Genomic DNA, 13,094 nt, shown 5'->3' on the forward strand with positions numbered 1-13,094 from the left:
GGGTTATTCCCCCTTGCTTAAATTCCTAAAAGGAGGATATATAATGAGAAAGCCAATTATTGCAGGAAACTGGAAAATGAATAAGACTGCAAAGGAAGCAGCACAATTCATAATCGAACTAAGAGACAAAGTAAAGGATGCTAACTGTGAAGTAGTAGTATGTCCACCTTTTACTTCTCTTACACAAGTTTTAACTTTAGTTGAAGATACAAACATAGAAGTAGGTGCACAAAATATGCACTATGAAGAAAATGGTGCATTTACTGGCGAAATCTCACCTGTTATGCTGAAGGAACTTGGAGTAAAGTATGTGATATTAGGACATAGCGAAAGAAGAATGTATTTTAAGGAAGATGATGAATTAATAAACAAGAAGGTTAAATCAGCCTTCATTCACGGGTTAACTCCAATTCTTTGTGTTGGTGAACTTTTAGAAGAAAGAGAAGCTGGTAAGACATTTGAAGTTATAGACAAGCAACTTATAGAAGACCTAAAGGACGTAGATGCTGAAAATGTTGCAAAGATGGTTATAGCCTATGAACCAGTTTGGGCAATAGGTACTGGTAAGACAGCAACAGCTGAAGATGCAAATGAAGTTATTAAGTATATAAGAGGCAAGATAAGAGAAATGTTTGGCGAAAAGGCTGCAGAAGAAATAAGAATACAATATGGTGGAAGCGTTAAGCCAAGCACAATTAAAGAGCAAATGGAACAAAGCGACATCGATGGAGCACTGGTTGGAGGAGCAAGTTTAAAAGTAGAAGATTTTGCAGCAATCGTTAATTATTAAGGAGGTAAAACATGCAAAAAAAACCTGTAATGCTAATGATACTTGATGGATGGGGTATCAATGAAAAGGCAGAAGGTAATGCAATTGCAAATGCAAATAAGCCAAACTTTGATAGACTATGGAATGAATACCCCCATACAATGCTTAGTGCCAGTGGATTAGATGTAGGACTTCCAAGAGGACAAATGGGTAACTCAGAAGTTGGACATTTAAACATAGGTGCAGGTAGAATAATTTATCAAGAATATACAAGAATAAATAAAGAGATAGAAGAAGGCGGATTCTTTAAAAATGAAGCACTAATAAAAGCAATTGAAAATGCTAAAAATAACAACAGTGACATACACCTTATGGGGCTTCTATCAGATGGAGGAGTTCATAGCCATATAGATCATCTTGAAGCTTTAATAAAGCTATGCAAAGATTTAGGTTTAAATAGGGTATTTGTTCACGCCTTCCTTGATGGAAGAGATGTTCCACCATCATCTGCTCTTGAATATATAGATAGACTTGAAAAGTATATGAAGGAAATAGGAGTAGGTAAGATTGCAACTATTTCTGGAAGATACTATTCAATGGATAGAGATAAGAGATGGGAGAGAACAAAGCTTGCATATGATGCAATGGTAAATGCCCAAGGTGAAATTGCAAATAGTGCAAGAGAAGCTGTTGAAAAGTCCTATGCAGAAAATAGAACAGACGAGTTTGTCCTTCCAACAGTTATAATTGAAAATGAAAGACCTGTTGCAAGAATAAAGGAAAATGATTCAGTTATATTCTTTAACTTTAGACCAGATAGAGCAAGACAGATAACAAGAGCTCTTGTTGATGTTGAGTTTGCAGGATTTGAAAGAAATTATTTCAAGGTATATTTTGTATGTATGACTCAATATGACAAGACAATTGAAAATGTTGATATAGCATATAGACCAGAAGTATATAAAAATACTTTTGGTGAATATGTTGCAAATAAGGGCTTAAAGCAACTTAGAATTGCTGAAACAGAAAAGTATGCACACGTTACATTCTTCTTTAATGGTGGTGTAGAAGCACCCAATAAGGATGAAGAAAGGGTTTTAATTCAATCTCCTAAGGTTGCAACTTATGACCTTCAACCAGAAATGAGTGCATATCTTGTAGCAGATAGAGTATGCCAAGAGTTAGATAAGGACATATATGATGTTGTTATACTAAACTTTGCAAATCCAGATATGGTTGGACATACAGGAGTTTTTGATGCTGCAAAGAAGGCAGTTGAAGCAGTAGATGAATGCATTGGTAAGGTTGTTTCAAAGGTAAGAGAAAAGGGTGGTACTGTACTTATAACTGCAGACCACGGAAATGCTGAAATGATGGTTGACTATGAAACAGGTGAACCATATACAGCACACACAACAAATCTTGTGCCATTTATAGTTGTTGGTGATGAAAAGTTAGAATTAAGAGATGGTGGAAGACTATGTGATATTGCACCAACAATGCTTGAAATTATGGATTTAGATATTCCTGTTGAAATGACAGGAAAATCATTAATAAAAAAATAAATACAAGAAAGGAGACATAAAAATGAAAAGATATTTAGAAATTATTGATGTTTATGCAAGAGAAGTTCTTGATTCAAGAGCTAACCCAACTGTAGAAGTAGAAGTTGTATTAGAGGATGGTACAGTAGGAAGAGCAATAGTTCCATCAGGTGCTTCAACAGGAGCATTCGAAGCAGTTGAATTAAGAGATGGTGATAAGTCAAGATACCTTGGAAAAGGTGTTTTAAAGGCTGTTGAAAATGTAAATAATATAATAGCTCCAGAACTAATTGGAATGAATGTATATGATCAAACTTCAATAGACAAGACTCTAATCGAGCTTGACGGTACAGAAAATAAGGGTAAGCTTGGTGCTAATGCTATACTTGGTGTTTCACTTGCAGTTGCAAGAGCAGCAGCAGAAAGCTTAGGACTTCCATTATATCAATACATAGGTGGAGTAAATGCTAAGGTTCTACCAGTTCCAATGATGAATATTCTAAATGGTGGAAAGCACGCTGATAACAATGTTGATATACAAGAATTTATGGTTATGCCAGTTGGTGCACCAAACTTCAGCGAAGCTTTAAGAATGTGTGCAGAAGTTTATCACTCACTAAAGAAGACATTAAGCGAAAAGGGATACAATACAGCAATTGGTGATGAAGGTGGATTTGCTCCAAACCTTAAGTCAAACGAAGAAGCTATCCAAGTTATTCTTGAAGCAGTAGAAAGAGCTGGATATAAGCCAGGAGAACAAGTTGCTATAGCTATAGACGCTGCTGCAACAGAACTTTACAAGGAAGATGGAAAGTATCACTTAGAAGGAGAAGGAAGAGTACTAACTGCAGCTGAAATGGTTGATTTCTGGGCAGACCTTGTTGAAAAGTATCCAATAGTTTCACTTGAAGACGGTCTTGCAGAAGAAGATTGGGAAGGATGGAAGCTACTTACTGAAAAGCTTGGTTCAAAGATTCAATTAGTTGGAGACGACCTATTTGTTACAAATACTAAGAGACTATCAAGAGGAATTGAAATGGGAGTTGCAAACTCAATCCTTATAAAGCTTAACCAAATAGGTACATTAACTGAAACTCTTGAAGCTATAGAAATGGCAGAAAGAGCAGGATATACAGCAGTTGTATCACACAGATCAGGTGAATCAGAAGATACTACAATAGCAGATCTTGTTGTTGCAACTAATGCTGGTCAAATTAAGACTGGTGCTCCTTGTAGAACAGATAGAGTTGCTAAGTACAATCAATTACTAAGAATAGAAGATGAACTTGCAGATGTAGCTAAGTATCTTGGAAGAGATGCCTTCTACAATGTTAAAAAGTAATAAATAATATAAATTTTAAGGGAGCTTTGCTCCCTTTTTATAGTATAATTATGTTTAGCACCTGCATTTAAAGTGTAGCACATTAATTGATTAAATCATATATATTAACAAAATATTCTGAATTGTATTGTTTATTTTTTAAACCTATGTTAAAATATGTTTAGACTTAAGTGTAGGGAGGTGTTAAGGTGAAGACATTTGTTAGCGTAATGCACGTAATTTTCAGTTTACTTGTAATAGCTTCAATATTTATGCAACCTTCAAAGGTATATGGTCTATCAACAACAATTTCAGGTGGTGCAGAAACTTTCTTTGGAAAAAACAAATCAAGAACTATGGAGGCAAAACTACAAAGACTAACGGTTATATCAATGGTATTATTTGTTATAACTTCAATGGCATTAGTTTATTTAAGCAACCACTAATTTAAAAAGGGGGATAAAAGAAATGAATAGTCAATTAATTGTGCTGGCACCTATTGCAGGTGTTATTGCTTTATTATTTGCCTATTTTCTTTCAAATAAAATAGGTAAACAGGATGAAGGTAATGACAGAATGAAGGAGATTGCAAGTTACATACACGAAGGGGCTATGGCATTTTTAACAAGGGAGTATAAAACTTTAGCAATATTTATTACTGTAGTATTTATAGTTCTTGCAATATTTATTAACTGGAAAACTGGTATATGTTTCTTATTTGGGGCATTATTTTCAATTTTAGCAGGTTTCTTTGGAATGCAGGTTGCAACTAAGGCTAATGTTAGAACTGCACAGGCTGCAACCAAAGGACAAAATAAGGCACTTGAGATAGCCTTCTCAGGTGGTGCAGTTATGGGTATGTCAGTTGTAGGATTAGGACTTTTAGGACTTGGGGTTTTATATTTAACATTTAAAGATTCAAATATTGTAACAGGTTTTGGACTTGGTGCAAGCTCAATTGCACTATTTGCCCGTGTTGGTGGTGGAATTTATACAAAGGCAGCAGACGTTGGTGCAGACCTTGTTGGTAAGGTTGAGGCAGGAATTCCAGAGGATGACCCAAGAAATCCAGCAGTTATAGCAGATAATGTAGGGGATAATGTTGGCGATGTTGCTGGTATGGGTGCTGACCTTTTTGAATCCTATGTAGGTGCGATTATTTCAGCACTTACACTTGGTGCAGTACTATTTAAAAATGGTGAAGGTATAATATTCCCAATGGTTCTTGCTGCAATAGGAATTATTTCTTCTATAATTGGCTCTCTATTTGTAAAGGGAGATGAAAATTCAAATCCACAAAAGGCACTTAAAAATGGTACTTATGTAAGCAGTTTATTGATTATAATTGCTTCATTTATTTTAAGTAAAACTGTATTTGGAAATTATAAGGCCTTTTGGGCAATTACAGCAGGACTAGTAGTTGGAGTTATAATAGGACAATTAACAGAGATGTATACATCAGCAGATTATACCCACGTAAAAAAGATAGCAAAGCAGTCAGAAACAGGACCTGCAACAAACATTATATCTGGTCTTTCAGTTGGAATGTACTCAACTGTTCTACCAATTGTATTTATTGCAGTTGCTGTTCTTCTTTCCTTCTTTATTATGGGAGGATACAAAAATGCTTCAATGGGACTATATGGGATTGCTCTTGCAGCACTTGGAATGCTATCAACTACAGGTATGACAGTTGCAGTAGATGCCTATGGACCAATTGCAGATAATGCAGGTGGAATAGCTGAAATGGCAGGACTTCCAAAGGATGTAAGAAAGGTTACAGATAAGCTTGATTCAGTTGGAAATACTACCGCAGCAATAGGAAAGGGATTTGCTATAGGTTCAGCAGCACTTACTGCACTTGCACTATTCGCATCCTATTCACAGGCTGTTGGTATTGAAAAAATAGATATACTTAATCCAATAACATTAGTTGGAGTACTAATAGGTGGAGTTTTACCTTATTTCTTTGGAGCTCTTTCAATGGAGGCTGTTGGTAAAGCTGCAAACCATATGATTGAGGAAGTAAGAAGACAATTTAGGGAAATTCCAGGTTTAATGGAGGGAAAAGCAACTCCAGATTATAGAACCTGTGTTGATATTTCAACTCAAGCAGCACTTAAGGAAATGGTTCTTCCTGGTGTACTTGCAGTAGTAGTTCCAATATTAGTTGGAATACTACTTGGTGCTGAAGCATTAGGAGGACTTATAGCTGGTGCGGTTGTATCTGGTGTTCTTGTTGCTATTCTAATGGCAAACGCAGGTGGTGCTTGGGATAACGCAAAGAAGTACATTGAAACAGGAGAACATGGTGGAAAGGGAAGCTTTGCCCACAAGGCAGCGGTTGTTGGAGATACTGTTGGGGATCCATTTAAGGATACAGCAGGACCTTCAATGAACATATTGATTAAACTTATGACAATCGTTTCTCTCGTTTTTGCACCACTATTTGTGAAATATGGTGGAATGTTAATTAAAATGTTGAAATAAAAATATTTCCGGGGAAATATAAAGGCACGAATGATACACTTTGTATCCTTTGTGCCTTTATTTTTAATATAGTAGCTGTTATGTTATAGTAGCATAGATAAAATTGTTGATGTATAATAATTATAATATGTGAAAAAAATAGTAAAAGATGAAATACTTAAGGAGTTGGTGCTTTGGAAAAAGAAAAGCTACTTAAGATTGAGGGTGAGTATATTGTAATGACCTTTGAAATGGTGTTTAAAAGGTATAAAAATATGATTTATAAAGTTTGCAATAGGTGGAAGGGAACTGCAGAATATAATGACTTATTTCAGGTTGCTTCAATTGGACTTTATAAAGCCTTCAATAGTTATGATTTAACAAAAAACATAGAATTTTCTACAGTTGCCTTTACCTACATTAAAAATGAAATAAGAACTTTTTATAGGGAGGCAAGAAGACATTTTGGATATCTTTCTTTAAATGAACCAAGCTATGATGAGGGTAATATGCAATTTATAGATTCAATAAAGGATGATAGCTTTGAGGAAAACATATTAGAGGAGATATCAAAGGAGCAGGATTTATCACGTATATACACTGCGATGAGGCATCTTACAGAGAGACAAAAGAGTATTTTTACAAAGTATTATATAGAGGGAAAAACAATGCAGGAGATAGCAGACCATTTTGGCTTTCACGTAAGTTATGTTGGCAAGGTAATTAAGAATTCACTCAAAAAGATAAAGGACAATTTAGAGTAGGTTATACATATAAACTAAATCAAATGAAAAAAATAAGAAGGAGAGGTTATTATGAATAGGGAGATGGCACTTAAAGAAATTACAAGTAGGGTATCTAATAAAAATCTTATAAATCATATGATAGCAGTTGAAGCTATAATGGGAGGTTTGGCAGAAAAGTTAGGAGAGGATAAGGAAAGATGGATGCTTTGTGGACTTTTGCACGATATTGATTATGAGGAGACAATGGATGCACCTGAGAAACATAGTATATTAGGGGCAAAAATTTTAGAAGAATTAGCTATTGATGAAGATATTATATATGCCGTAAAGGTGCACAATGAAATACACGGCTTCGAAAGAAAGAGTAGAATGGATAAGGCACTTTGGGCAGCAGATCCTTTAAGTGGACTTATAACCGCCTGTGCACTTGTTATGCCAGATAAAAAATTAGAAAATGTAACTGTAGATTCGGTTATAAAGAAAATGAAGAAGAAGGATTTTGCAAAGGGAGCAAATAGAGAACAGATTAAATCAATAGAGGAAATAGGTTTAACATTAGAGGAGTTTATAGAAATAGGACTTGAATCAATGAAAAAAATAGCACAAGAAATAGGATTATAAGAGGTGATGGTATGAGTCTAATTAAAGAAAAAATTCTTGCCTTTATGAGGGAAGAGGCATATAAACCAATGACAGCAGAGGAGCTTGCTCTTATATTTGATATTGATAAATCAGAGTGGCAGAAATTCTATAAGATATTAGATGATATGGAGCAGGATGGACAGATAATTAAAACAAGAAAAGAAAGATACGGTATTCCTGAAAGAATGAATCTTGTTGTAGGAAGGCTTCAGGGACATAGTAAAGGCTATGGTTTTGTGATTCCAGATAAAGAGGGAGAACCTGATATATTCATACCTGCAGAGGGAATAAATGGTGCAATGCACAACGATAGAGTTATAGCAAGAATAACAAGAGCTGCAATTAAGGATAAAAGGGTTGAGGGTGAAATAATAAGAATTCTTGAGAGGGCAAATAAGAGGATTGTTGGAAGGTTTGAAAAGAGTCAAAACTTTGGCTTTGTAGTTCCAGATGATAAGAGGATATATCAGGATATATTTATCTCAAAATCAAATATGGGAAAGGCAAAGGATGGACAAAAGGTTGTAGTTGAGGTTACAAAGTGGCCAGAGAAGAGAAGAAATCCAGAAGGAAAGATTGTTGAGGTACTTGGAAGTATAAATACCCCCGGTGTTGATATTTTATCTGTTATTAAAAAATACAACCTTCCTGAGGAATTTCCACAGGAAGTTGAGGAATATGCAAATGCAATACCAGATGAAATACCAGAGGCCGAAATTAAAAAACGTAGAGATTTAAGAGATAAAAGGATAGTTACAATAGATGGAGAAGATGCAAAGGACTTAGATGATGCTGTATCTATTGAAAAACTTCCTGATGGGAAATATAAATTAGGAGTGCATATAGCTGATGTAACCTACTATGTTAAGGAACGTTCTCCACTTGATAAGGAGGCATTTAAGAGAGGTACGAGCGTATATCTTGTGGATAGAGTTATTCCAATGCTACCAAAGAAGCTTTCAAATGGACTTTGTAGTTTAAATCCTAAGGTGGATAGATTAACCTTGAGCTGTGAAATGGTTATAGATGAAAATGGAAAGGTGGTAAGCCACGAAATATTTGAAAGTGTTATAAAAACAAGCGAGAGAATGACATATACTGATGTTACTAAAATATTAAGAGATAAAGATCCAGAACTTATGAAAAGATATGATTACTTACTTGAAGATTTCAAACTTATGGAGGAACTCTGCTTGATTCTTTACAAAAAGAGAATGCAACGTGGTGCACTTGACTTTGATTTTGAGGAATGTAAGATTATTCTTGATGAAAAGGGTAAGCCAATTGAAATAAAACCTTATGAGAGAGAAATAGCAAATAGGATAATTGAGGAATTTATGCTTGTATGTAATGAAACAATTGCAGAGCATATGTATTGGGTTGGTGTGCCCTTTGTATATAGAATTCACGAAGACCCAGATGAAGAAAAGCTTCAAAACTTCAGTGAATTTATACACAACCTTGGATATATCTTAAGAGTTACAAGGGAAGTACATCCAAAGGTACTACAGGATATATTAGAGCAGGTAAAGGGTAAGGATGAAGAAGTTGTAGTAAGTACGCTTCTTTTAAGATCCCTAAAGCAGGCAAGGTATTCACCAGAATGTACTGGACACTTTGGGCTTGCAGCAAAATACTATTGCCACTTTACATCACCAATAAGAAGATATCCAGACCTTATAATTCACAGAATAATTAAGGAACACCTAAAGGGAAAGATAGACCAAAAGAGAGAACAAAAACTAAAGAAGCTTGTAGAAGAGGCCTCAAAGCAATCAAGTGATATGGAAAGAGTAGCACAGGAGGCAGAAAGGGAGACCGATGATATTAAAAAGGTTGAGTATATGATGGAGAGAATAGGAGAAGTATATCCTGGTATAATTTCATCTGTAACATCCTTTGGTATGTTTGTTGAACTTGAAAATACAATAGAAGGTTTAATACACATAAGCAACTTAACAGATGATTACTATATCTATGACGACAAACATCACTGCCTAATTGGAGAGAGAACAAAGAAGAGATATAGATTAGGTGATAAAGTTGTTATAAAGGTTGTAAAGGCAGACTTAGAGACAAGGACAATAGATTTTGTAATAGCAGATGAATATGAGGAAGAATAGTTTTATTTAAAAAGCAGGTATTTTAATGAATACCTGCTTTTATTAATATACAAAAAATATTATAAAAATACTTGCATAATAATTAAACAAAATGTATAATTATAAACATAAATTGAATATAAATTCGGAGGTGAAGGGATGGAAAAGGTTGTATTAGCCTATTCTGGAGGATTAGATACCTCAATAATCATTCCATATCTTAAGGAAAATTTTGATTTAGAGATAGTAGCAGTATATGTTGATGTTGGACAAGGTGAGGATACTGACTACATAAGACAAAAAGCCTTAAAATCAGGAGCAATTAAGGTTTATATAGAGGATGCAAGGCGTGAGTTTGCCTATGAATATTTATCAAGGGCAATAAAAGCAAGGGCAATGTATGAGGGAAAGTATCTTTTGGGAACATCCTTTGCAAGACCACTTATAACTAAAAAGCTTGTAGAGATAGCTGAAAAGGAAGGTGCAAAATATATTGCCCACGGATGTACAGGAAAGGGCAACGACCAAGTAAGATTTGAGGTCTCAATATTTGCATTAAATCCTAATATAAAGGTTATTGCACCTTGGAGAATTTGGGATATAAGGTCCAGAGAGGATGCAATAGACTATGCTAATGAAAAGGGAATTGAAGTACCTGTAACAAAGGAAAAGATTTATTCAGTTGATAAAAATCTATGGCACGTCAGCCACGAAGGTGGGGATTTAGAGGATATACAAAATCCGCACAATCCATCTATGTATGATATAGTAACACCTTTGGAGATGGCAAAGGATGAACCAGATTTTATTGAGGTTGTTTTTGAGAAGGGAGAAGTAAAATCAGTAGATGGAATTTTTGATTTAGTTGAGATAATTGAATATTTAAACAAGATTGGTGGAGAGCACGGAATTGGAATTGTTGATATATTAGAAAATAGACTTGTTGGAATGAAATCAAGAGGTGTGTATGAGACACCAGCAGGAACAATACTATATGCAGCCCATAGAGAACTTGAATATGCAGTTCTTGATAAGGAAACTTTACATTATAAAGAGGTGTTAGTGCATAAATATGCAGAGGTTGTATATAACGGACTTTGGTTTACAACAATAAGAGAAGCACTTGATGCCTTTATAGATAAAACTCAGGAGAATGTAACAGGAAAAGTAAAGCTTAAGTTATATAAAGGAAATGTTATTCCATACGGTGTGTTTACTGAAAATGCACTATATGATAAGGAGATTTCATCCTTTGGATTTAGCGAGCTTTATAATCACAAGGATGCAGAAGGATTTATAAAGCTCTATGGACTTCCTGTAAAAATAAAATCATTAAAACAAAAGTATAAAGAGGAAGTGAAGGTATGAAGCTTTGGGGAGGACGATTTAATAAAGATACAAATGAGTTAATGAAGAGGTTCAATAATTCCTTCTATGTAGATAAAAGATTATATAAGCAGGACATAAGAGGGAGTATTGCCCACGTCAAAATGCTTGGAAGGGTAAACATATTAAGAAAAGATGAAGTAGATAAAATTATAAATGGTCTTGAAGAAATAATGATGGAAATAGAAGATGGCAGATTAAAGCTTGAGGGTGATTTTGAGGACATTCATTCCTTTGTAGAGTCAAAGCTTTTGCAAAGGATAGGAGAGGTTGCAAAAAAGCTTCATACATCAAGAAGTAGAAATGATCAGGTTGCGGTTGATATGAAGATGTTTGTTAAAGATGAGATTTCAGCTCTAATTTCAAAAATTGATGTTCTGATTGAGTGTTTAAAAAAGAAGGGTAAAGAAAATGAGTATCTAATGCCTGGATTTACACATCTTCAACCTGCACAGGTTATAACCTTTAGATATCATCTTATGGCGTATGTTGAAATGCTGAAAAGGGATAAAAAAAGGCTTTTGAATGCAATTTCCCTCTTAGATGAAAGTCCCCTTGGAAGTTGTGCCCTTGCTGGGACAACAAATGACATAGACAGGGACTTTACATCAAAGGAGCTTGGTTTTAGGTGTCCTACTAAAAATTATCTTGACAGTGTAAGTGATAGGGATTATCTTATTGAAATTTTGTCAGCCTTTTCAATAATTATGATGCATTTGAGCAGGTTATCGGAGGAGCTTATAATTTGGTGCACACCTCAGTTTAGGTTTGTTACTTTAAGTGATGAATACTCAACAGGGAGTAGTCTAATGCCACAAAAGAAAAACCCAGATTCTCTTGAGCTTATAAGAGGGAAAATAGGAAGGGTATATGGAAGCTTAATTAATATTCTTACTATCCTAAAAGCACTCCCTCTTGCCTACAACAAGGATATGCAGGAGGACAAGGAATGTTTCTTTGATGCATTAGATACAGTAAATATCTGTATTGAGGTTATGATTGGGGTTGTTGAGACAATGAAGGTTAATAAAGAGGAGATGTTAAAATCTATAGATAAAGGTTATATAAATGCAACTGAGGTTGCGGATTATCTTGTGAAAAAGGGTGTTCCCTTTAGAGATGCCCACGAGATTGTAGGTAGAATTGTACTCTATTGTGAAGAAAAGGGCAGGGCTATAGAAAAATTAGATTTAGATGAACTTAAGAGTTTTTCAGAGAAAATAGAGGAAGACATTTATGAATACATTGATTATTCAAACATTCTTAAAAAAGGAAATAAAAAATATATTTTGATGGAGGTAGAATAGTATGAAAAAGATTATGTCAATTTTAATGTGTTTAATTTTAATGATTTCAACAGTTAGCTGTGGTAAAAATGCAAAAGAAGATGAACTTAGTAAAATTAAAAAGGCAGGGAAGATTGTTTTAGGAACAAGTGCAGATTATCCACCCTATGAATTCCATAAGGTTATAAACGGTAAGGACGAGATAGTAGGTTTTGATATTGATATTGCAAAGAAGATTGCAGAGGATTTAGGTGTTGAACTTGAAATAAAGGATATGAAGTTTGAGGGATTACTTGCTGCACTTCAGGCAGGAAAGATAGACTTTATTGTATCTGGTATGACTCCAACATAGGAGAGAAAAAAGAGTGTTGACTTTTCAGATGTTTATTACTATGCTGTTCAAACTGTAGTTATCCGCACAGAGGATAAAGAAAAGTATAAGACTTTAGAGGACTTAAAGGGTGCAAGGGTAGGAGTGCAAAAAGGCTCAATTCAAGAAGGACTTGCTCAAAAGTATATGGCAAACTCTGAAATTAAAGCACTTGGTAAAATTTCAGACATAATATTAAGTCTAAAGGATAAAAAGATTGATGCAGCAATAATTGAACAACCAGTAGCACAGGCAAATGTAAACAAAAATACTGATTTAGCAATATCAGAAATAAAGCTTCCAAATGAAGATGCAGGTTCTGCAATTGCTGTAAGAAAAAATTCAGGTGCTCTTTTAGATGAGATAAATAAGACTTTAAAGAAGCTTATGGATGAAAAGAAGATAGATGAATTTGTAATAAAGGCAAATGAGCTTGTGGATTAATAAGGAGGTAGACAA

10 protein-coding genes and 1 pseudogene are annotated in these 13,094 nt (G+C 34.6%); all 11 read left to right on the forward strand.

The features are described 5' to 3' along the window. The first annotated feature begins 43 nt into the window (after window positions 1-43). Window positions 44-790: a triose-phosphate isomerase gene (gene tpiA / locus JG776_RS03400; RefSeq protein ID WP_027308946.1), complete on the forward strand. Its 747-nt coding sequence runs from the start codon at window positions 44-46 to the stop codon at window positions 788-790. Between the two features lie 11 nt (window positions 791-801). Further along, window positions 802-2,334, forward strand: coding sequence for a 2,3-bisphosphoglycerate-independent phosphoglycerate mutase (gpmI, locus tag JG776_RS03405; RefSeq protein ID WP_291964717.1), 1,533 nt, complete (start codon window positions 802-804; stop codon window positions 2,332-2,334). 22 nt (window positions 2,335-2,356) lie between these two features. Continuing rightward, on the forward strand, window positions 2,357-3,655 hold the full coding sequence (eno, locus tag JG776_RS03410) for a phosphopyruvate hydratase (protein WP_291964718.1): 1,299 nt from the start codon (window positions 2,357-2,359) through the stop codon (window positions 3,653-3,655). A gap of 188 nt (window positions 3,656-3,843) precedes the next feature. Next, window positions 3,844-4,080 carry a preprotein translocase subunit SecG gene (gene secG, locus JG776_RS03415; protein WP_291964719.1) on the forward strand — a complete coding sequence of 79 codons (237 nt, stop codon included), beginning with the start codon at window positions 3,844-3,846 and terminating at the stop codon, window positions 4,078-4,080. Window positions 4,081-4,102: 22 nt separating this feature from the next. Beyond that, the gene (locus tag JG776_RS03420) at window positions 4,103-6,124 is read left to right on the forward strand and encodes a sodium-translocating pyrophosphatase (protein WP_291964721.1); all 2,022 of its coding nucleotides are present in this window, start codon (window positions 4,103-4,105) and stop codon (window positions 6,122-6,124) included. A 173-nt stretch (window positions 6,125-6,297) separates the two neighbouring features. Beyond that, complete coding sequence (locus JG776_RS03425) at window positions 6,298-6,867, forward strand: sigma-70 family RNA polymerase sigma factor (RefSeq protein WP_291964723.1); 570 nt, start codon at window positions 6,298-6,300, stop codon at window positions 6,865-6,867. A 51-nt stretch (window positions 6,868-6,918) separates the two neighbouring features. After that, the gene (locus JG776_RS03430) at window positions 6,919-7,470 is read left to right on the forward strand and encodes an HDIG domain-containing metalloprotein (RefSeq protein ID WP_291964726.1); all 552 of its coding nucleotides are present in this window, start codon (window positions 6,919-6,921) and stop codon (window positions 7,468-7,470) included. 11 nt (window positions 7,471-7,481) lie between these two features. Next, window positions 7,482-9,614, forward strand: coding sequence for a ribonuclease R (gene rnr, locus JG776_RS03435; protein WP_291964728.1), 2,133 nt, complete (start codon window positions 7,482-7,484; stop codon window positions 9,612-9,614). 138 nt (window positions 9,615-9,752) lie between these two features. Further along, window positions 9,753-10,961 (forward strand): argininosuccinate synthase, encoded by a 1,209-nt coding sequence (locus tag JG776_RS03440; protein WP_291964730.1) that lies wholly within the window; start codon window positions 9,753-9,755, stop codon window positions 10,959-10,961. After that, window positions 10,958-12,286 (forward strand): argininosuccinate lyase, encoded by a 1,329-nt coding sequence (argH, locus tag JG776_RS03445; RefSeq protein WP_291964732.1) that lies wholly within the window; start codon window positions 10,958-10,960, stop codon window positions 12,284-12,286. The genes JG776_RS03440 and argH overlap by 4 nt, the downstream gene beginning before the upstream one ends. Before the next feature lie 40 nt (window positions 12,287-12,326). Beyond that, window positions 12,327-13,079 (forward strand): annotated as a pseudogene (locus JG776_RS03450) (ABC transporter substrate-binding protein). The last annotated feature ends 15 nt before the right edge of the window (window positions 13,080-13,094 follow it).

It is taken from the genome of Caloramator sp. (genome assembly GCF_020054765.1).
Taxonomy (GTDB): domain Bacteria; phylum Bacillota; class Clostridia; order Clostridiales; family Caloramatoraceae; genus Thermobrachium; species Thermobrachium proteoclasticum.